The following is a 21208-nucleotide window of genomic DNA, read 5'->3' as shown; positions in this document are numbered from 1 at the left end:
TCGCGGCCCTCATTGCCGGATGCTCCACGCTGCCGCAACCCAGTGACGATGGCGCACTGCAACGCGAAGCCATGGCAGGCACCGAAAAACCCACTCCCGGTCCGCTCGCGATACCGGGTTCCGGCGTGGTCCAGCAGCCCGGGGTGATGCATCCGCAGATCGAGCGCGGCACCGGCCAGTTCGTGAAGCCGGTGGGTCTTGCCACGCCGAAACCGGCGGTACAGGGCGCGGGCACGGTCACCTTCAACTTCGAGAACCAGCCGGTCGAGGCGGTGGTGAAGGCGATCCTGGGCGACCTGCTGCACGAGAACTTCTCCATCGTGCCGGGCGTGCAGGGCAACGTGTCCTTCTCTACCTCGCAGCCGGTCACGGCCGAGGAGGCCTTGCCCATTCTCGAAACCCTGCTGTCGTGGACCGGCAATGCCCTGGTCCGCACCAACGGCCGTTACGTGGTGATGCCCACGAAGGATGCCGTGCCGGGCAACGTGGTGCCCAGCATCGGTGCGACCGCGCCCATTGGCGGCTTGCAGGCACGGCTGTATCCGCTGCGCTTCATCTCGGCCACCGAGATGCAGAAGCTCATCAAGCCGTTCGCACGGCCCGATTCGATCCTGCTGGCCGACCCCACGCGCAACGTGCTGGTGATGGCGGGTACCACCAGCGAGCTGGACAACTACAACCGCACGGTGAAGACGTTCGACGTGGACTGGCTCAAGGGCATGTCCGTCGGGGTTTTCAGCATGCAGCGCGCGCAGGTGAAGGAGCTCACGCCCACGCTCGACAAACTGTTCGGTGAAAAGGGCAACACGCCCATGGCGGGCCTGCTGCGCTTCATTCCCATCGAGCGTACCAACTCCCTGGTGGTGATCAGCCCGCAGGTGGCGTACCTGGAGGAAGTGAAGGGCTGGATCGATCGCATCGACAGCGGCGGTGGCAACGAGCCCCAGCTGTATGTCTATGACGTGCGCAACGTGCAGGCATCGGATCTGTCCGATTACCTCACCGACATCTACGGCAGCAGCTCCGGTGGTCGTTCCGGCGATCGTGGTGGTCGCGTGGGGCCGGGCCTGAATTCAGGCACGATCGGCGGTGGCGACAGCGACCTCGGTAATCGTGGTGGCTCGGGCCTGGGCAGCACCACGGGGGCATTCGGCAACAGCGCGTCGCCTTCCGGTTCGTCGACGGGGTCGTCGATTGCCGCGGGTGCCAATGGCGTCGGCGGGGGCGCATCGGGCGGCGCGGTGACCAGTGGCCTTGGTGACAGCAGTTCGGACAGCAGCGGCAGCGGCTCGGCGCGTCACTCGTCGGGTACCACGGAAGACGGCGTGCGCATCTCCTCCGTCGATGGCAGCAATCAGATCATGGTGCGCTGCCGGCCGTCGCAGTGGAACGAAATCGAAAAGGCGATCCGGCGCCTGGACACCGTGCCCCTCCAGGTGCAGATCGAGACGCGCATCCTCGAAGTGACCCTCTCGGGCAGTTTCCAGTTCGGTGTGCAGTGGTACCTGGAAGGCCTGGTGGGCGGCAAGAACGGCTCGGTAGGCCAGCCCGGCAACAAGCAGCAGTGGGCGCTGGGCAACGGCGGAAACGTTTACAACCCGCAGACCGACAGCTTCTTCTATTCCTTCGTCAACAACGAGCTTTCGGTCGCCATCCGCGCGATGGAAACCAACGGTAATACCAAGGTTCTCTCCGCGCCGTCGCTGGTGGTGTTGAACAACCAGAAGGCGCACATCCAGGTGGGTGACCAGATCCCCATCACACAGACCTACATCAACACCAACTCGAACACGAACAACACCGTGGGGCAGGTGGAGTACAAGGACACCGGCGTGATCCTCAACGTGCGCCCGCGCGTGAATCCCGGTGGCCTTGTCTACATGAACGTGAACCAGGTGGTGAGCTCGCCGGGCCTGAAGGACGCCAACACGGGCAACTTTCCCATCCAGCAGCGTGAAGTGGCAACGCAGGTGGCGGTGCAAAGTGGTCAGACCGTACTGCTCGGCGGACTGATCAAGCAGACCGAAGACCTCACCGACACAGGGATTCCCGGACTCAACCGGATACCCGTTTTCGGCAGGTTGTTCGGCACCACCAGTCGTGGACGCAAGCGCACGGAGTTGATCGTGCTCATTACGCCGCGCGTCATCACCAATGGCGACGAGGCCCGCAAGGTCACCGACGAATACCAGCAGAAGTTTGAATCGTTGCGGCCGGTCCGGCCCAACGGCTGACGAGAAGCCTGCATTCGCATCGCGATGCAGGCGTGCTTTTTAGCGATTCCCTGGCGTGCCGCCCGATGACGGAAGCGCCCGGATCGGGCTTTCGTCATCCATCTGTCCGTCGACCGACGAGGCGACATAGGGCATGGGCCAGGTGTGTCGCAGGTCGGGCATGCCGGGCACCGTGGTGGGCTGGGGCATGGGCAGCGGCATGCGCGCCCCCGGCGTGTCGCCCGTGGCATCGCCCACGATGGCGATCACGCAGTCGCCGCTTTCCTGCGACGTGCCGAACGAAAGCCGGCCCCAGGACATCTGCATCATCAGATAGCGATTGGGCAGCATCGACGGCGCGGTGGGCAGGCGGGTGTCCGTGCCCGTCACGTGGAACGCGGCGGACAGCTCCGCGCGCGAGAAGCACGGCCGCTGCTCCAGCTGGATGGAAGTGAAGCGGACCATGGACACGTCGCCACCCTCGTCGAAACCGCGCGCCTCGAAAGCGCTCACCCGGAAACCGTCGCGGGTGACGAAGGGCTCGCTGCGCACGATCTGCGGCGGCGCGTCCTGGGTGGCGTGCAGGCCGCCCGGCAGCTTGCGCGAGAGCATGTCCATGGCGTTGGGCAGCGTGCCCATCGTGCCGTTGATCAGCTCCACCAGGGTCTTGTCGCTGCGCTGGATGGCGGCCACGGGCTGCGCGCCGGCGGTCATGGCCAGGGTGGCGACGAGCAGGGCGGCGAGCGGGCGGTACGGACGCATGGGGCGCGGCGGCATGGAATCGGGGGCGCTAGTTTGCACGAGTTCGGGGCCGGCGGGAGGGCAGACATGACGAAAGGGCTTGCATGGCGCCCAGGCGCCCGGATATTCCACTGAACGTTCCAGTGTCCGATGCCGATGACCGATCCCCGTTTCGATAATGCCTTCGTCCGCGAGCTGCCTGCGGACCCCTCGGACCTGAACACGCCACGCCAGGTCGAAGGCGCGGCGTACTCCTTCGTGGCGCCGACGCCCGTGGCTGCGCCGCGGCTGGTGGCGGTGTCGCCCGACGTCGCCACCATGCTGGGCGTGGACCCAGCGCGGCCCGACTTTGCGGCCGTGTTCTCGGGCAATGCCAGCCTGCCGGGCATGACCGGCTATGCCATGGCCTATGGTGGACACCAGTTCGGGCAGTGGGCGGGGCAACTGGGCGATGGCCGGGCCATTGGCCTGGGTGAAATGCTCACCGCCAGCCACGGTCGCCAGGAAATCCAGCTCAAGGGAGCCGGGCGCACGCCTTACTCGCGCGGTGCTGACGGCCGCGCGGTGCTGCGTTCGTCCATTCGCGAATTCCTGTGCAGCGAAGCCATGCATCATCTGGGCGTGCCGACCACCCGGGCGCTGTCCCTTGTGACCACTGGCGATGACGTGGTGCGCGACATGCTCTATGACGGCCATCCGGCTGCCGAGCCGGGCGCCATCGTCTGCCGGGTGGCGCCCAGCTTCATCCGCTTCGGTTCATTCGAGCTGCCCTCATCACGCAACGACGTCGACCTGCTGCGCAGGCTGGTGGACTTCACCATCGCCACGCACTTCCCTGCGATCCAGGCCTTGCCGGCCGCGGAACGCCTGGCGGCCTTCTATCGCGACGTGTGCGAGCGCACAGCCCTGCTGATGGCCCACTGGATGCGCGTGGGCTTCGTCCATGGCGTGATGAACACGGACAACCTGTCCATCCTGGGGCTCACCATCGACTACGGCCCCTATGGCTGGGTCGACGACTTCGACCCCGACTGGACACCCAACACCACCGACCGCCGCCAGAAGCGCTACCGCTTCGGCCATCAACCCAGGATCGCCTGGTGGAACCTGCAACGGCTGGCGCAGGCGCTGGCGCCGCTGTTCGATGGCACCGAGGCGCTGCAGGCCGGGCTGGACCACTACGTGGCCACCTTCGAAGCCACCGATGCGGCGTTTGCCCTGGCAAAGCTGGGGCTACTGGAAAGCCGGCCCGGGGATGAGGCGCTCATCGAGGATTTGCGTAGCCTGCTGGCTGCGGGAGGCATGGACATGACCATCTTCTACCGTGACCTGTCGAAACTCGATATCGATGCCCCCCATGTGGGCGTCGTGGGTTTCGCGTTCTACGAAGAGGCCCGCCGGGCCGCCATCGCGGAGCCGCTGGACGGCTGGCTGCGCCGCTATGCCACCCGGGTCAGGGAAGAAGGTGCGCCGGAAGGCGAGCGCATGGCGCTGATGCATGCCTCGAATCCGCGTTACGTGCTGCGCAATTACCTGGCGCAGCAGGCCATCGACCGGGCGGAACAGGGCGACGACGAAGGCATCCATGAATTGCAGGATGCCTTGCGCCGCCCGTATGACGACCAGCCCGGCCGGGACCACCTGGCTGCGCGCCGGCCGGAGTGGGCGCGCAACCGGGTGGGGTGCTCGATGCTCTCGTGCAGCAGCTGATCAGCTGCGGGCGAAGGCGAGCAGGTCGGTGTTGAACTGGTCCTGGTGGGTGACCACCAGACCGTGCGGGGCACCGGGATACTCCTTCAGGGTGCCGTGCTTCAGGCGCTTCACGCCGGCACGGGCGGCGGCATCGATGGGCACGATCTGGTCGTCGTCGCCATGGATCAGCAGCACCGGCACGTCGATCTTGTCCAGGTCGGGGCCGTAATCCACCTCGGAGAACTCGTGGATGCAGGCGTACTGTCCGTAGAGGCCGCCGAGCATGCCCTGGCGCCAGAAGTCGTCACGGATGCCCTGGGATTCCTTGGCACCGGCGCGGTTGAAGCCGAAGAAGGGCGTGGTGAGGTCCTTGTAGAACTGCGAGCGGTCGTCCCACACACCCTTGCGGATGCCGTCGAACACGTCCTTCGGCAGGCCACCGGGGTTGGCGGCCGTTTTCAGCATCAGCGGCGGGACGGCGCCCACGAGCAGGGCCTTCGCCACGCGCTTCGTGCCATGGCGGCCCATGTAATGGGCGATCTCGCCACCGCCGGTGGAGTGGCCGACGAGGATGATGTCCTTCAGGTCCAGCGCGTCGATCACGGCAGCCAGGTCGTCGGCGTAGGTGTCCATGTCGTTGCCGGTGGCGGTCTGGGTGGACCGGCCGTGGCTGCGGCGATCGTGCGCCACCACGCGAAAGCCGTGGTCGACCATGAATTTCATGGGCACGTCCCAGGCGTCGGCGCACAGCGGCCAGCCATGCGAGAAGACTACGGGCTGGCCCTGTCCCTGGTCCTTGTAGAAGATCTCGGTACCGTCTTTCACTCGTACGAAGGGCATGGCATGACTCCTTTGAGATGAGAAGGGTGGGCGGACGGACATCGGGACTCCCGACAGGAGAAGCTAGAATGTCCGGCCACGATCCACAATGAGTCTGTTTCCCACGTGTCTGCCGGTTCCGCTTCCGACGCCGCCCTCGAGGCACTGTTCGTTCCCTTCGCCACGGGCGAACTGGCACTCCCGCCCAAGGGTGACCTGCTCCTGCTGCGTGCGCGTGACGGCTTCGCGCTGCGCGAGCACCGCCGGCCGGGCTGGACGATGCAGCAGTCGTTCAAGCCGGCCGCCGATGCACTGGCCCGCTCGGGTTTCGAGGTTGTGGCCGAGCCGCCCGAAGGCCGGTTCGCCACCGTGCTGGTGCTGCCCACGCGTCAGCGCGAGGAAACCCGTGCCCTGTTCGCCCAGGCGATGGCGCGGCGGGCGGAAGGCGGCATCGTGCTCGCGGCGGTGCCGAACACGGAGGGCGCGAAGACGGCCGAGGGCGATCTGGCCCTGCTATCGGGCGGCGTGAGCACCGTCTCCAAGCACAAGTGCCGGATCTTCTGGACACCTCCCGGTGCCCAGGCCGACGAGGCGCTGATGGCGTCGTGGCTGGGCCTCGATGCACCGGTGACGATTGCGCAGGGCCGCTTCACCAGCCGGCGCGGCCTGTTCGCATGGGATCGTATCGATATCGCATCGGCACTGCTTGCCGAAGCACTGCCTGTCGATCTCTCGGGGCGGCTGGCCGACCTGGGCGCCGGTTTCGGTTACCTGGCCTGCGAGGCGATCACCCGCTGCGCAGGCATCGTCGCGGCCGACCTGTTCGAGGCGGAAGGCCGCGCACTCGCGCCGGCCCGTGAAAATCTCGCCGCCACGATTGCCCGTAGCGGGCGCGCCGTGGAGACGACCGTGCACTGGCACGACGTCACGCAAGGTGTGCCGGGCAGCTATGACGTGGTGGTGTCCAACCCGCCGTTTCATCAGGGGCATGCCGGCGAACCCGACCTCGGCCGGGCATTCATCGTTGCCGCAGCGCGGGCGCTGGCGCCGAAAGGACGATTCTTGATGGTGGCCAACCGCCACCTGGCCTACGAAACCACGCTTGCCGCGCATTTCGGCGCGGTGCGTACCGTCGTCGATCGCGACGGATTCAAAGTGATTGAAGCAAAGGAGCCTCGCCGATGAAACTCGTACGCCTTCTGGCGAACCTAGGCTATGGCAGCCGCAAGCAGGTGGCATCGATGTTCCGCGAGGGACTGGTCACCGATGCGTCGGGTGACGTGCTGTATGCCGACGACAAGATGGAACACGCCGATGTGCGTTTCGACGGCGAGCCGCTCGATCCGCCGCAGGGCATGATCCTCATGCTGAACAAGCCCGCGGGCTATACCTGTTCACGCAAGGACGTGGGGCGACTGGTCTATGAGTTGCTGCCGCCGCGTTTTTCCCAGCGCAATCCGGTGCTGTCCACCGTGGGGCGCCTGGACCGTGATACCTCGGGCCTGCTGCTGTTTACCGATGACGGCCCGCTGCTGCATCGCATCATCTCGCCGCGCTCGTCGGTGGCGAAGATCTACGAAGCCACGCTCGCATCGGATCTACGCGGCGACGAGGGCGGGATCTTCGCAGCGGGCACGCTCATGCTCGACGGCGAAACCGATCCGCTGGAGCCGGCAACGCTTGAGGTGCTGGGGCCACGCCATGCGCGGTTGACGCTTACCGAGGGGCGTTATCACCAGGTGCGTCGCATGTTCGCCGCCGTGGGCAATCACGTGGAAACGCTGCACCGGCCGGCGCTTGGCGGCCTGTCGCTGGGCGATCTTCCGAGCGGCCAGTGGCGCCTGCTCACGGCCGATGATGTACGTGGCTTGTTTGGATAAGCCGTTTCGGTATGGACGCATCGTGCACGCCGGGTGCAGTATCCCCGGGTTTCCTACACTGGAAGGAGTGGCACGATGAAGAAGCTCGTGATCGTCGCGGCAGGTCTGTTCGTGTGTGCGTCCGCTCAGGCGGCCGATAAGAGCGTGGTGGTGCCGATGACCCTGGTCACCGCATCCGGCACCGGCGCAGCGGTGGGCATGGTCACCGTGACCGAGAGCGCCGGCGGCCTGGTATTCACGCCCGACCTGAAGGGGCTTCCGCCGGGTACGCATGGTTTCCATCTGCATGAGAAGCCCAGCTGCGCGCCGGGAGAGAAGGACGGCAAGATGGGCGCCGCACTGGCGGCCGGCGGTCATTTCGATCCGGCGCATACCGGCAAGCATGAAGGCCCGGATGCCATGGGGCATGAGGGCGACCTTCCGAAGATCGAGATCGGCGCCGATGGCACCGATACCACGGCGGTTACCGCGCCGCGCCTGAAGAGCCTGGCGACCCTGAAGGGTCATGCGCTGATGATTCACGCCGGTGGCGACAACTATTCCGACCAGCCGGAGCCGCTCGGCGGTGGCGGGGCGCGGATTGCCTGTGGTGTCGTGAAGTAACGCCTGGCTTCGATCCGGTCGCGCGCAAGGCGCGCTCCTACAGGGCGCTGTGGTTTCGGTCGCGCGCAAGGCGCGCTCCTACAGGGCGCTGTGGTTTCGGTCGCGCGCAAGGCGCGCTCCTACAACGTGTCGTGTAGGAGCGCGCCTTGCGCGCGACCGGACCAGGGCGGTGCACAGGGAATCGCCCGGTACATCACCCCTCAAAACAAATCGATACTTCCCAGCGCCACTGGCGCCAGATCCCCCGACTCCGCCAGCGTCTCATAGCCGTGCACGCTGTCACGCCCGTTCTGCTTGGCGAAATAAAGCGCCTTGTCCGCACGATCCAGCACGATCTCCGGATAATCGCTCTCGGTGATCCGCGCATAGCCGATGCTCACCGTGACATGCCCCACCTGCGGGAAAGTATGCGAAGCGATGTACTGGCGGAAACGATCCAGCGCCGTATACGCCGTGCGTTCGTCATGCGCGGCCAGCAGCATCACGAATTCCTCGCCGCCGAAGCGGAACAGCACGTCACTCTGGCGGAAGTTGCTGCGCATCTGCTGCGCAAGCATCAGGATCACCTCGTCGCCATAGACATGGCCGTAGGTATCGTTGATCCGCTTGAAGTGATCGATATCGAGGATGGCAAGGAAGATGTTTGCCCCTTCCTCGCGCACCAGGCGGCGGTCTTCCTTGCCTTCGGCAAGGGCCCGCGCCCGCTGCCGGCGATGCTTCAGCATCCGCTGCAGGCGGCGGTCGAAGCTGCGCCGGTTGTACAGGCCCGTGAGCTTGTCGCGCTCGCTCTCGTTGAGCAGGGCGATGTAGTTGCCGTAGATCCGTGCGAAGCCCTCGACCAGACCGCGGACATCGTCCATGGCCTCGTCGGATTCCAGCATGAGGGCGCCCGTGGCAGCCTGCTCGCGCTGGATCGGAATCACCAGCCGGTTGAGGCCGGCGGGTGTGACTTCGCTGATCGCCTCCAGCTTCTCCATGGCACGGACGATGGTGTCCACCGGATCACCTTCGCCGGAGGGGTCCACGGCTTCGATCACGAAGGCCCCGGCGGCATCGCGCGAACAGACCACGACGGAATCGACCGGAAACTGGACGCTTTCGCCCCGCTTGCAGAGCGTGACGCTGCTGACCTTGACCAGCTCGGCCAGGGAAAGCACCAGGCTGTGGTCGAGTGCGTCGATGTCGCGGTGATGGGTGAACTCCGCCACGGAGGCGAGCAGGCGGGAGTCGGGCAGGGTGCCGGAGGGAGAGTGCCACGAAGCCCTCATGGACGCGGCTTCCCTGCGACGTGGTGTTGGCTACTGACAGGCACCGAACTCACCCTTCTTCCCCCGAGCGAGGTCGCGCCATGCGACCCCCATGTTCGCGTCAATGGATTGCCCGCCGGCCGGGCTTGCCCCGGGCTAGCGGCCGCGAGAGCGCCAACTTTAGGGCAAAATGGCTTCGGATTGTAAAAAATGTGAACCAGTTACGGTTTACAGGTCTTCCAAACCGGGCGGGTATTCTGTAACGCCGCAGTGGCTCAATCCCCCGACCACCAGCCCCGCCATTTGAAGAAGAGCACGGGCAGCACCATGCTCAGCAGAATGATCCCCAGCGCGATGGGATACGCATAGGGCAGGTCCAGCTCAGGCATGTCCTTGAAATTCATGCCCCATATGCCGGCCAGGATCACCGGCGGAATGGTTGCCACGGAGGTCACCGTGAGCACCTTCATCACATGGTTCTGGTCGGTGCTGATGAAGCCCAGGGCGGCATCGAGCAGAAACTGGAGCTTGTTGGTGAGCTGGTCGTCGAATTCGTCCAGCGTACGCAGGTCGTGGTCCACCACGCGCAGGCGCACCTCCACGTCGTCGGACATCCAGTCGGGCTTCTTGGCTCTCACGAAAGACACGATGCGCTGTACGCCGAGCATGGATGAACGGTTGCGGGCCTGGAGCCCCTCCAGCCGGCCCACCTCCAGCATGCAGCCGCGCAGGATAGGCGTGCCCAGGCGTTCGGGCGTGAAGATGCGATCGGACAGCTTCTTCAGCTCGGCAGAGACATCCTCCATACGTCTTGCCGCCAGATTGACGATGGCCTCGATCAGCGTGGCAAGTACGTCGGCGCTGGATTCCCAGCGATGCTGGGCGCAGCTCTCGCTGGCGAGACGGAACGCGGGTGAATCGGAAAAGCGCAGCGTCATCAGCACGCGGCCGGTGACGACCAGGCCTACGGGACCCGGGGTATGTCCATCGGCCGTGTCCGCAAAGTAGGGAATCGACAGATACATCGCGTCGTCGTCGGTACGGATGCGGCTGGACAGCGCAAGGTTCACCACGTCGCTGCGCTCGGGAACGCGCAGGCCGGTGATGTCGGCGGCGCAGCGCCGTTCGTCGTCGGAGGGATCGAGCAGGTCGATCCAGATGGGGGCATGTGGCTTGTCCATGCCCGTCGACCACTGGATGGGTGTCGGCTGGCCGTGTTCGTGGATGATGAGCACGTGGGGTGGTGTCCTCGACTGCCTGCGTTTGCACGGCCGCTGATGCGGCGCTGCGGGCAGTTTACGCTTCAAGTGTGGCGCCGATGTATGCGGATGACGCAGGCACCGCTTGACCCGTGAGCCCCGTGCGGCGGAACAATGACGGCTCCCCTTGACGGAGCGATGCGATGAACGACCAGGCTCATCCGCTGCACATCGTCCATGACGAGAAGCGGCATACCTTCGAAACCGTGGTCGATGGCCATACCTGCGAGATCGATTACCTGCTCGAAGGCACGGTCATGACCATCACGCACACTGGCGTCCCCGACGCGGTCGGTGGTCGTGGCATCGCCAACCTGCTGACCCGTTTTGCCATCCAGGTCGCCGAGGCGAAAGGCTGGAAGATAAGCCCCGCATGTTCGTACGCGGCCGCATGGTTCAAGCGGAATCCGGAATACGTGCACCTGCTCGCCTGAGGCCGTGCCGGGTGTGCTAGCTTCACGTTTTCTGCACACCCGGAGCCCTTCACGATGCGAATGAACTGGATCGCCGCTGCCGTCGCGCTTGCCTGCGCGGGTGCTGTCCACGCCGAGAAAGCCGCGCCTGCGGCCGATCCGCGCATCGCGAGCATTCTCGACAACCTCGGCAAGGTACGCCCGATCGAATCGGTGGCCCTGTCGCCCGACGGGCGCCACCTGGCGTGGACAGTCAAGACCAACGGCAAGATCGTGCTCGAACTGGCCGACGCCGATGGCCGCAATGCGCATCGCGTCACCAGCAGCAAGGGATGCCGCGAACTGTCGGCCTCGTGGGCGTCGGATTCCCGACACCTGGCGTTTCTCTCCGATTGCGCGGGTGGCAAGCCCGGCGTGGAAGAGGGCAAGCAGAATGATGTCTACGTCGTGGACATCGACACCAAGGCCGCGCCGCAGCGGCTGACCAAGCTCAACGGCTATGTGGATGGCCTGGAATGGCGCCCCGATGGCAAGGCACTGGCCTTCCTCTACGTGCCCAACGCCACCCGTCGCGCCAGCGCCACGGCGGCCGCCGGTCCGCAGGTCGGCGAGATCGGCGTGGACAACGTCGAGGTGCAGCAGGTGGCGATGGTCGATGCACGTGGCGGCGAGGCGAAGGCGATCACGCCCAATGGTCTTCACGTTTACGAATTCAGCTTCTCGGCAGACAGCGGCCGCCTTGCCTACGTGGCAGCGCAACCGCCGGGCGACAACAACTGGTGGGTGGCGCGCCTGTATGCGCAGCCGCTGTCCGGTGAAGCCAAGGCCGTTACCGTCGTGGATACCGCCCGTCTCGACGGTCCGCTGAAGGGTCTTCAGGTTGCCGTGCCGCGCTTCTCGCCCGATGGCTCGCGCATCGCCTTCATCGGCGGCCTCATGAGTGACCAGGGTTCCACCGGTGGCGACATCTGGACGGTACCCTCCGACGGTTCCAGCGCACCGGTGGATGTCACGCCCGGCGTGCGCACCACGCCGGCATGGCTGTCGTGGGCGGGCAACGACAGGCTCATCGTCTCCGAGGCGGTGGCAGGTGCGAGCCGCGTATCGTCCTATGCGCTTCCTGCGCAGGGTGCCGCCACGGCCACCACGCTGTTCGAATTGCCCATGACCATCGGCGACGGTCGCCTGTCCATGTCCCTCTCGCTGGATGCGAAGGCTGAAAAGGCGGCCTTCAACGCCAGCTCGTTCGAGCGCGCGTTCGAAGTGCATGTGGCCGATCTTGCGGGCCACGCTGCCCCGCAGGCCGTCACCTCCTTCAACGCGGGCCTCAAGCCCTCCTGGGGCAAGGCTGAATCGATTACCTGGAACAACGAAGGCCACGACGTGCAGGGCTGGCTGCTGTACCCGGCGGACTACGACGCATCGAAGCGCTACGGCATGATCGTTTCCATCCACGGCGGTCCGGCGGCTTCGGTGCTGCCGCGCTGGCCAGGCGTGGGCTACGGCCCGGCACCGCTTTCCGCGCTGGGTTATTTCGTCTTCATGCCCAATCCCCGTGGCAGCTATGGCCAGGGCGAGGCCTTCGTGCAGGCCAATCGCAAGGACTTCGGTTACGGCGACCTGCGTGACGTGCTGGCTGGCGTGGACACCATCGAGAAATCGCACCCCGTGGACGACAACCGCCTGGGGCTCACGGGCTGGAGCTACGGCGGCTTCATGACCATGTTCAGCGTGACCCAGACCCAGCGCTTCCGTGCCGCGGTGGCCGGTGCAGGCATCTCGAACTGGCAGAGTTATTACGGCCAGAATCTTATCGACCAGTGGATGACGCCGTACTTCGGTGCCTCCGTCTATGACGATCCGCAGGTGTACGCCAAGAGCTCCGCGATCAATTTCATCAAGAGCGTGAAAACCCCGACGCTGGTCGTGGTCGGCGAGCGCGATGCCGAGACGCCGGCTCCGCAGTCGTTCGAGTTCTGGCATGCACTGCGTGCCCAGGGCGTGCCGACGTCCCTGGTGGTCTACCCGGGCGAAGGCCATGGCTTTGCCCAGGATGCCCATCGCAAGGATGTCCTGGCCCGGGCGCTGGCCTGGTTCGATCGTTACCTGTCTGCCGGAGGCGCTCACTGAGCCCATCTGCCGGCAGGTGGCAGGACGTCACGGATTGCGTTTTTCCACCGACCGATCATCATTCGTGCCTGGGTCGGTTCCGCTTCTCCCGAAAGCGGGCCGGTGTGACGCATCACGAGGCGCTAAAGCCGGAGGCGGTAGTGGCCGATACTCCATGGGATATCTCGCGTTCCGCGCCTGGCCCATGGCCGGTTCCCACGGCGCGGTCGTTTGGAATTTGGGTCGATCCGCCGGCAGGGACGCGCTTGTTCCGGCTTGTGGCGCATCCCGCAGGCAAGGCCGGAGCGTGGCGTGCTGACAAATCGTAGCGTCGAAAGCGGTCTGGACCTGGCCTTGAACAAGTGCGTGCACTGGCCTGCCATCGTGCCTGAAGCCTCCCATTGCGGTGGCTTCAGCACGGTGGGCGCCGGTCTGGGCTGGTTGATTGCCCTGATCGTGGTGGCTGCCGTGGCCGCGGTCGTCATCGCCTGGTTGTTCGGCCAGCGCCGCCGCCTGGCCGCCCGGTTGAAAGACCCCCGCGAACAGGCGCGCCACGCCCTGGCCTTCCACGCCTACCACGACACCCTCACCGGGTTGCCCAACCGTGCCTACCTCATGCAGGAGCTCGAACATGCGCTGGCGGGCCCCGACGCGGGCTCCCTGGCGGTGATGTTCATCGACCTGGACGGCTTCAAGTCCATCAACGACACGCTGGGCCATGAGGCCGGCGATGCCTTCCTGCGCGCGGTGGCCAGCTCACTGCGCAGCAGTGTGCGCGAGCGCGACACGGTGTCGCGTTTCGGCGGCGATGAATTCGTGGTGGTGGTGCAGTCCTACGGCGGCATGGAAAACCTCGTTCGCGTCTGCCGCAAGGTGCTCGACCTGGTGTCACAGCCGGTGAACGTTTCCGGCCAGTTCGTGGCCGTGAGCCCGAGCATCGGCGTGGCGGTGGCACCGCAGGACGGGCAGGTGGCCGAAACCCTCATCCGCAATGCGGATGCCGCCATGTATGCCGTGAAGGAAACCGGCAAGGCCGATTTCCGTTTCTACGAAGAGGGCATGCTCGAGCAGGCACGCGAGCGCCTGGCGCTCACGGTGGAACTGCGCGAAGCATTGCAGCGTGGCGAGCTGGGCGTCGAATACCAGCCCAAGCGCAATCTTCAGGACGGCACGCTCGCGGGTGTCGAGGCGCTGGCGCGCTGGCATCACCCCAGCCGTGGCGACGTGCCGCCGGCCATCTTCGTGGCCATCGCGGAGCGCTCGGGCCTCATCCATGCCCTGGGCGAATACGTGCTGCGCTCGGTGCTCAACCAGCTGCGCGAGTGGGACGATGCCGGCCAGCGCATCGACTACATCGCCATCAACCTGTCGATGCACGAGCTGAGCCGACCGGCCTTCGTCGAAACCCTGCACCGTGCCGTGCGCTCGTATGGGGTCGATCCGACGCGGATCCGCTTCGAGCTGACCGAGTCCACGGCCATGCGCCAGCCGGAGGAAACCCTGCGCCAGCTGTTCAAGCTGCGTTCGCATGGCTTCGACCTGCTCATCGACGATTTCGGTGCCGGCTACTGGAACCTCGGCCATCTGCGCGAGCTGCCGGTGGGCACCATCAAGATCGACCAGTCCTTCGTGCGTGGCAGCCAGTCCAACCTGGCCGACAGGGAGATCACCGAGGCCATCGTCGGACTGGCCAAGAAACTCAACATGCGGACCATCGCCGAAGGCGTGGAGACCGAAGCCCAGGCCGACTGGCTGCGCAACCTGGGATGCGACGTCGGACAGGGCTTCTTCTTTGCCCGTCCCATGACCGCCGCCGCGTTCAGCCGCTATCTCGATCCGACCACCGCCTATGCCGGTTGACCGCCCGACGCGGCCTCGTAGCCCCTTCCTCCCGCGCGCCCGTCTCGCCCTGTTCGTCGCCTGCCTCTGCCTGCTGGCGGCGTTCGTTGCACCTGCACAGGACGCACCGGCGGCGGCCGTGGACCCGTGGGCGGTCTTCGAGACCTCATGGTTCGACACGGTAGGTGTCACCGATGGCCTGCCGCATTCCACCACCACGGCCATCGTGCAGGACAAGCGTGGACTGATCTGGATCGGCACCTTCGGCGGGCTGGCCCGCTTCGACGGCTATCGCATGCAGGTGTTCGGGCAGGAGCCCGATTCCTACGCCGGCGCCGTGCTGCCTGATTCCTACGTGCGCGCCCTGATGCCGCTGGACGATGGCGGCCTGCTCATCGGTACCAATGCCGGCGGCCTGGTTCGTTTCGATCCGCGCACCAATCGCTTCCATGTGTATCCGATCGGCCCGGGCGGCACGTCCAACGGCAAGATCTTCTCCATCGCCCGATCGCACCAGCCGAACGTGTTCTGGATTGCGACGGAAGGCGGTATCGACCGCATCGATGCAGGCAACGACACGATCACCCGTGAATCGGGCCAGCCGGGCGATGCCCACGACATGCTCGCGCGCACCTTCGTGGTGGCCGAGGACAAGGCGGGCAATCTTTGGGCAGGTGCCAACAACGGTCTTTTCATCCGTCGTCCGGGCCACCGGTTCGAGCGTGTGGTGTCCACCGATGCATCCGTGGACGAACTGCTGCACGACCAGGTCTGGGCGTTGCGCCAGGACAGCCTGGGCAGGATGTGGGTAGGCACGGGGCAGTCCGGTGCGTTCTACATCGACGAGCAGGGGCAGGGGCATATGGTGCCGGGGCTGTCCGGCAAGGGCGGCATGGCGCGTCGGCGCACCGTGCGCGCCTTCCACGAGACACCCGAGGGCGTGCTCTGGGCCGCCACCGACGGCGCTGGTGTCGTCACCTACGATTTCCATACGGGCCGCCTGCGCACGCTGAGCCACGACGCGGCGATGCCGTCGTCGCTGCCAGGTGACATCACGCGCGACATCTACCAGGACACCACCGGCAACATCTGGGTAGCCACCGAGCTGGGCGCCGCCCGCTACGATCCCAATGGCCGCAAGGTGTTCTCGGTGCTGCCGTCGCCGTTGCAGAGCCACACGCTTTCCAACGCCAACGTCCATGGCGTGTTCGTTGACCCGCGCGGACGCGTGTGGCTGGGACTGGGCATGGGCCGCATCGACGTGCTGGACCTGGGCAACGGCAGCATGCGCCACCTGCAACTGGGTGGCGAACAGGCCGAACGCGACGTGCAGGCCTTCGTGGTGGCGCCCGATGGTTCGATCTGGGCCGGTGCGCAGGGCATCTCCCGCATCGATCCGGATACCTTCGCCCTGCACAGTTCCATGGTGCCTGCGCTGGACAGCCGGTTGATCCTGTCGATGCAGCGCGATGGCGACGACATCCTGATCGGCACCTACGACGGCCTGTTCCGCTACGACACGGTCACCGGCGCACTGCGGCAGATGCGCCATGACGATGCCGATCCCAAGAGCCTCGTGGGCGACCAGGTGCGTCATATCGTGCGCATGCCCGACGCATGGTGGTACGCCACCATCAGCGGCATCAGCATTGCCTACGATGGCGAGCAGGGCTTCGTGAACCTGCGCCATGACCCGGCGACCCCGACGAGCCTGCCGCAGGATTACACCGGGTCGATGGTGTTCGATTCGCACCATCGCCTCTGGCTGGGCACGTTTGGCGGCATTGCCTACCTCGATCAGTTCAATCCGCGCGGGCCTTTCCGTTTCGGGGTGATCGGTGCGCGCGAGGGTCTGGCCAACACCAAGATCAACGCACTGCTGATCGATCACGACGATCGCATCTGGGCGTCGATGGCCAATGGCGTGGCCATGGTCGACGCAAACAGCCACAAGGTGTACGACCTGGGCGTTCGCGACGGCCTGCGTATTCCCAGCTATATCCATCGCGCCGCGGCGGAAGCGCCGGGCGGCGAACTGATGTTCGGTGGCTTGGGCGGCCTTACCGTGGTGCGGCCTTACTGGGTGGCGCCGGAGGCGGCGCCTGCACGACTGGCCATCACCCATGTGTCGATCAACGACAAGCCGGTACCGCTGACCCTGGTACCTGACGATGGCGGCCGGATCCGCCTCGATGGCGACGGCCGTAACCTGCGCGTGGATTTCGCGCTGCTCGATTACCGCGCGCCGTCCGAGACGCATTACGCCTATCGCATGGACGAGACCGACAGCGCATGGAACGAGGTCGCCCATGGCATTCCGCCCAGCGCGATCTATACGAACCTCGCCAGCGGCACCTATACGCTGCGGCTGCGGGCCACCACGCGCGGCCTGGATGCGCGTACGCTGGAATCGACGGTGCGGGTGGTGGTCACGCCGCGCTGGTACGAGAGCGTCTGGACACAGCTGGCGGGGCTGCTGCTCTGCGTGGGTGCCTTCTTCGGGCTGGTTTACCTGCGCACGCTTTACCTGCGTCGTCGTGCCCAGGTCCTGCAGACCCAGGTCGATGCGCGTACCCGTGATCTCAAGGCGGCCAACGAGCGGCTGGCGCATCTGGCCGGCACCGACGAACTCACCGGTTCGCTCAATCGCCGCCGTTTCCTGGAGCAGGCCGAGCGGGTGAGGCAGGGCGCCGCCAACGACGGCATCCCCTTCAGCCTCGTGTTGCTGGACATCGACGACTTCAAGTCGGTGAACGACACCTTTGGCCATCTGGCGGGCGATACGGTGATCCGCGAAACGATGCGGGTGATCTCGTCGATGTGCCGTGCCGACGACCTGGCGGGGCGCTTCGGCGGCGAGGAATTCATCCTGTGCCTGCCGGGCGCCTTGGCCGAACATGCGTTGGACATCACCGAGCGCGTGCGCCATGCACTGGGCTCACTGCTGATCGTGCATGGCGACTACCGCATCCGCATCACGGTGAGTGCCGGCGTCGCCATGTGGCGCGCCCCGGAATCGCTGAACTCGCTGCTGGGCCGCGCCGACGAGGCGCTGTACGAAGCCAAGAACGAAGGCCGCAACCAAAGCCGCCTCGCATCCCTGTAGGAGCGCGCCTCGCGCGCGACAGCACATCGCGTTCCAGTGGTTCTGGCGATAACCCCCTTGTAGGAGCGCGCCTTGCGCGCGACAGGATGTCGCGATCCAGTGGTTCTGGCGATAACTCCCTTGTAGGAGCGCGCCTTGCGCGCGACAGGGTGTCGAGATCCAGTCGGGTTTTCGCGACAACCGGTCGCGCGCAAGGCGCGCTCCTACAAGGGCGGCGTGTAGTTGCGCTTGCGCGAACGATCAGTCGCGGAAATTCTCGAACTGCAGCGGCACTTCCACCTCGGCCTTGCGCAGCAGGGCGATGGCGTCCTGCAGGTCGTCGCGCTTCTTGCCCGTGACGCGCACCTTCTCGCCGTTGATCTGCGCCTCGACCTTCAGCTTGGCTTCCTTGATCTTCGCGATGATCTTCTTGGCAACCGCCTGCTCGATGCCCTGCTTGACGGTGATCTTCTGCCTGGCCTCGGCGAGGTTGGTCTCCACCTTGCCCTCGTCAAGCGCACGCAGGTCGATCTGCCGGGCCGACAGGCGGGCCCGCAGGATGGGCAGCATCTGGGTGAGGTGGAATTCGGTTTCGGCCTTCTGGGTGATGATGTTCTCTTCCAGCTCGAACTTCGCGCCGGTGCCGCGCAGGTCGAAGCGGTTGGAAAGCTCACGATTGGCCTGGTCGACGGCGTTGGTCAGCTCGTGCTTGTCGACTTCCGAGACGATGTCGAAGGAGGGCATGGGGACGATTCCTTGGAGTGGGCCGGCCGACAAGTTTACGCGACGGCGCTACCATATGCGTTTGCTTTGCTGGATTTCCCCATGGAATACGACGTCCTCGTCATCGGCGCCGGTGCGGCGGGCCTGATGACGGCCATCGTGGCCGGCCGGCGTGGCCGGCGCGTGCTGGTGGTGGACCACGCGAACCGGGCGGGGAAGAAGATCCTGATGTCCGGCGGTGGCCGCTGCAATTTCACCAACACCAACACCACCCCGGCCAATTTTCTCTCGGCAAACCGGCATTTCTGCAAGTCGGCCCTGGCCCGCTATACGCCGTGGGACTTCATCGCCATGGTCGACCGTCACAAGATCAAATGGCATGAAAAGTCGCCCGGACAGCTGTTCTGCGACGAATCGTCCAAGCTGATCGTGCGCATGCTGCTGGATGAATGTGCCTCGGCAGGCGTCCGCGTGGAGACGGCATGCGCCGTGTCACGCCTGCGTGCGACGGAGACCGGCTTCGGTGCCGATACCGCACTGGGCCATGTGCGCTGCCAGTCGCTGGTGGTCGCCACGGGCGGGCTCTCCATCCCCAGCCTGGGTGCCACGGGCTTCGGCTACGAGATCGCCAGGCAGTTCGGCCATGCGGTACTGCCCGTGCGGGCCGGACTGGTGCCGTTGACCCTCAGTGGCAAGCACCAGGAGCGCTTCGACGGGCTGTCCGGCGTAGCCCTGCCGGTGGAGGCCCGGGTGGGCGAAGCGTCATTCCGCGATGCCATGCTTTTCACCCATCGCGGCCTCAGCGGGCCCTCGATCCTCCAGGTGTCCTCGTACTGGGAGCCGGGCGCCGACCTGCGCCTGGACCTGCTCCCCGGCATCGATGCCGGTGATGCCCTGCTTGCCGGCCGCGCGGAGCGACCCGCTGCCGAGCTGAAGACCGTGCTTTCAGGCCTCCTGCCGCGCCGGCTCGCCGAGCGCCTGTGCGAAATCTGGTTGCAGAACCGGCCGATGCGTCAGTTCCGCGATGCCGAACTGCGGGAGATCGGCGCACAACTGGCCGACTGGCCCGTGGTGGCCAGCGGCACCGAAGGCTATCGCACGGCAGAGGTCACGCTAGGGGGGGTGGACACCGATGAGGTGTCGTCGTCAACGATGATGTCCAGGCGCCAGCCCGGGTTGTATTTCGTGGGCGAAGTGCTCGATGTCACCGGCCATCTGGGGGGCTACAACTTCCAGTGGGCCTGGGCCTCGGGCAACGCCGCAGGGCAGGCGGTGTGAGCCATATCCGGTCTTCACGCGAACCTTAACCTGCGTCAGCCAGAATCCGGGACGCACGATGTCGTGCGGCTGCGCAGGTAGCAAACATGTCGGCAAGCTGGAAAACAGTGTACGAGGGACAGCACGAAGGCCGTTCGGTGACGGTCCGTGAATCGGGCGACGGCACCTTCAAGGTGCTGACCCGGCAGAACATCCACGACGAAGGCATCGCCTATCAGGATGGCAAGACCTTCGTGCACGTATCGCCCAGCAGCGTGGGCGAGCAGGTGGAAAGCGAGGTCAACTCCCGCGATGCCCTACGCGAGGCGCTGAAGGAACTGCATTTTTCCAGTGACACGGTCTCGGCCATCGTCGAACGCCTGCACTGACGACCCACGCAGGCTTTCTGCCATGATGGGGCTTCGTTCCCCATCAAGGCGAGCTGGCGTCCATGGCAGAACCGACCCCCCCGATCTTCGAGCGCACCGTACCGCGCGTGCTGATGTGCGCACCGACATATTTCGAGGTCAGTTACGTCATCAATCCATGGATGACGGGTCATGTCCACGACACCACGAGCGAACGATCGCAACGCCAGTGGGACGCCTTGCGCGAGACCATCGCCCGGTATGCCGACGTGGTCGTGCAGCCTCCGGCCGAAGGCCTGCCCGACATGACTTTCGCCGCCAACGCGGGGCTGGTGTTCGGTAACTGCTTCGTGCCGAGCCGCTTCCGGTATGCGCAGCGGCAGGGTGAGGAGGCCCATGACAAGGCGTTCTTTGTGCAGCATGGTTTCGATATCGTCGAGCTGCCCGAGGATGTATTTTTCGAAGGCGCTGGCGATGCGCTGTTCGACCGGGGTACGGGCCGGCGGCTATGGATGGGCCACGGGCACCGGTCGGATCTGGCCGCTGCCGCGGAACTGGCGAAACGGCTGGATATCGAGGTGTTTCCGCTGAAACTCGCGGACCCGAGGTTCTATCATCTGGATACCTGTTTCTGTCCGCTGGCCGATGGGTACACGCTGTACTTCCCCGCCGCCTTCGATGCGGCATCGCTCGCCTTGATCGAGCGCCATGTACCGCCCGGATTGCGCATCACGGCGCAGGAGCATGATGCGGTGGAATTCGCGTGCAATGCAGTGAACCTGGGGCGCGTGGTGATCCTGAATCGCGCGAGCCCGGGTTTGCGCTCACGACTGGAAGCCGCCGGATTCATGCTGATCGAGGTGGCCCTCGACGAGTACATGAAATCAGGCGGTGCGGCGAAGTGTCTTACATTGAGGTTGGACGAGTCCGCTAGCAGCTGACCCTGGCGTTGAAACGGCA

General features: G+C 65.6%; 17 protein-coding genes. 12 read left to right on the top strand and 5 right to left on the bottom strand.

Going from position 1 to position 21208, the window contains the following annotated elements; genetic code table 11:
- Positions 1–71 precede the first annotated feature (71 nt).
- Positions 72–2234: a type II secretion system secretin GspD gene (gene gspD, locus KR767_RS18420; RefSeq protein WP_345779885.1), complete on the top strand. Its 2163-nt coding sequence runs from the start codon at positions 72–74 to the stop codon at positions 2232–2234.
- A gap of 39 nt (positions 2235–2273) precedes the next feature.
- On the opposite strand, the gene KR767_RS18415 is transcribed toward gspD, so the two are convergent.
- Positions 2274–2975, bottom strand: a complete 702-nt coding sequence (locus KR767_RS18415) for a hypothetical protein (RefSeq protein ID WP_166946860.1) — start codon at positions 2973–2975, stop codon at positions 2274–2276.
- A 135-nt stretch (positions 2976–3110) separates the two neighbouring features.
- Between KR767_RS18415 and KR767_RS18410 the strand changes: the two genes are divergently transcribed.
- Positions 3111–4664 (top strand): protein adenylyltransferase SelO, encoded by a 1554-nt coding sequence (locus KR767_RS18410; RefSeq protein WP_250877347.1) that lies wholly within the window; start codon positions 3111–3113, stop codon positions 4662–4664.
- Here KR767_RS18410 and KR767_RS18405 read toward each other — a convergent pair whose 3' ends face one another.
- Positions 4665–5486, bottom strand: coding sequence for an alpha/beta fold hydrolase (locus KR767_RS18405; protein WP_250877346.1), 822 nt, complete (start codon positions 5484–5486; stop codon positions 4665–4667).
- Between the two features lie 105 nt (positions 5487–5591).
- Between KR767_RS18405 and KR767_RS18400 the strand changes: the two genes are divergently transcribed.
- The 3 genes from KR767_RS18400 to sodC all read left to right on the top strand — a co-directional run bounded on the left by KR767_RS18400 (position 5592) and on the right by sodC (position 7948).
- A complete protein-coding gene (locus tag KR767_RS18400) occupies positions 5592–6650 on the top strand; it encodes a class I SAM-dependent methyltransferase (protein ID WP_250877345.1) in 1059 nt (352 codons plus the stop codon).
- Positions 6647–7345 carry a pseudouridine synthase gene (locus KR767_RS18395; protein WP_250877344.1) on the top strand — a complete coding sequence of 233 codons (699 nt, stop codon included), beginning with the start codon at positions 6647–6649 and terminating at the stop codon, positions 7343–7345. The genes KR767_RS18400 and KR767_RS18395 overlap by 4 nt, the downstream gene beginning before the upstream one ends.
- 75 nt (positions 7346–7420) lie before the next feature.
- Positions 7421–7948: a superoxide dismutase [Cu-Zn] SodC gene (sodC, locus tag KR767_RS18390; protein WP_250877343.1), complete on the top strand. Its 528-nt coding sequence runs from the start codon at positions 7421–7423 to the stop codon at positions 7946–7948.
- Positions 7949–8148: 200 nt separating this feature from the next.
- On the opposite strand, the gene KR767_RS18385 is transcribed toward sodC, so the two are convergent.
- Both KR767_RS18385 and KR767_RS18380 read right to left on the bottom strand, forming a co-directional pair.
- Positions 8149–9216: a GGDEF domain-containing protein gene (locus tag KR767_RS18385; protein WP_166946854.1), complete on the bottom strand. Its 1068-nt coding sequence runs from the start codon at positions 9214–9216 to the stop codon at positions 8149–8151.
- A 254-nt stretch (positions 9217–9470) separates the two neighbouring features.
- Complete coding sequence (locus KR767_RS18380) at positions 9471–10430, bottom strand: CorA family divalent cation transporter (RefSeq protein ID WP_250877342.1); 960 nt, start codon at positions 10428–10430, stop codon at positions 9471–9473.
- Between the two features lie 167 nt (positions 10431–10597).
- Here KR767_RS18380 and KR767_RS18375 point away from each other — a divergent pair, with 167 nt between their 5' ends.
- The 4 genes from KR767_RS18375 to KR767_RS18355 all read left to right on the top strand — a co-directional run bounded on the left by KR767_RS18375 (position 10598) and on the right by KR767_RS18355 (position 17921).
- Positions 10598–10888 (top strand): GNAT family N-acetyltransferase, encoded by a 291-nt coding sequence (locus tag KR767_RS18375; RefSeq protein WP_250877341.1) that lies wholly within the window; start codon positions 10598–10600, stop codon positions 10886–10888.
- Positions 10889–10942: 54 nt separating this feature from the next.
- On the top strand, positions 10943–12997 hold the full coding sequence (locus tag KR767_RS18370) for a S9 family peptidase (protein WP_345779884.1): 2055 nt from the start codon (positions 10943–10945) through the stop codon (positions 12995–12997).
- A 291-nt stretch (positions 12998–13288) separates the two neighbouring features.
- On the top strand, positions 13289–14836 hold the full coding sequence (locus KR767_RS21365) for a putative bifunctional diguanylate cyclase/phosphodiesterase (RefSeq protein ID WP_166946851.1): 1548 nt from the start codon (positions 13289–13291) through the stop codon (positions 14834–14836).
- The gene (locus KR767_RS18355; RefSeq protein ID WP_250877340.1) at positions 14826–17921 is read left to right on the top strand and encodes a ligand-binding sensor domain-containing protein; all 3096 of its coding nucleotides are present in this window, start codon (positions 14826–14828) and stop codon (positions 17919–17921) included. Before KR767_RS21365 ends, KR767_RS18355 begins: the two co-directional genes overlap by 11 nt.
- 240 nt (positions 17922–18161) lie before the next feature.
- On the opposite strand, the gene KR767_RS18350 is transcribed toward KR767_RS18355, so the two are convergent.
- A complete protein-coding gene (locus KR767_RS18350; RefSeq protein WP_250877339.1) occupies positions 18162–18644 on the bottom strand; it encodes a YajQ family cyclic di-GMP-binding protein in 483 nt (160 codons plus the stop codon).
- An 81-nt stretch (positions 18645–18725) separates the two neighbouring features.
- On the opposite strand from KR767_RS18350, the gene KR767_RS18345 reads away from it, so the two are divergent.
- From KR767_RS18345 to KR767_RS18335, 3 genes are all read left to right on the top strand, one after another.
- On the top strand, positions 18726–19901 hold the full coding sequence (locus KR767_RS18345) for a BaiN/RdsA family NAD(P)/FAD-dependent oxidoreductase (protein WP_250877338.1): 1176 nt from the start codon (positions 18726–18728) through the stop codon (positions 19899–19901).
- 86 nt (positions 19902–19987) lie between these two features.
- The gene (locus KR767_RS18340; protein WP_166946847.1) at positions 19988–20269 is read left to right on the top strand and encodes a hypothetical protein; all 282 of its coding nucleotides are present in this window, start codon (positions 19988–19990) and stop codon (positions 20267–20269) included.
- Positions 20270–20331: 62 nt separating this feature from the next.
- The gene (locus KR767_RS18335; RefSeq protein ID WP_250877337.1) at positions 20332–21189 is read left to right on the top strand and encodes a dimethylarginine dimethylaminohydrolase family protein; all 858 of its coding nucleotides are present in this window, start codon (positions 20332–20334) and stop codon (positions 21187–21189) included.
- The last annotated feature ends 19 nt before the right edge of the window (positions 21190–21208 follow it).

The sequence above is a fragment of the Luteibacter anthropi genome, assembly GCF_023699965.1.
Lineage (GTDB): Bacteria > Pseudomonadota > Gammaproteobacteria > Xanthomonadales > Rhodanobacteraceae > Luteibacter > Luteibacter anthropi.
The sequence above is the reverse complement of the archived record's forward strand: the minus strand, read 5'-3'. Positions and strand labels throughout refer to the sequence as shown.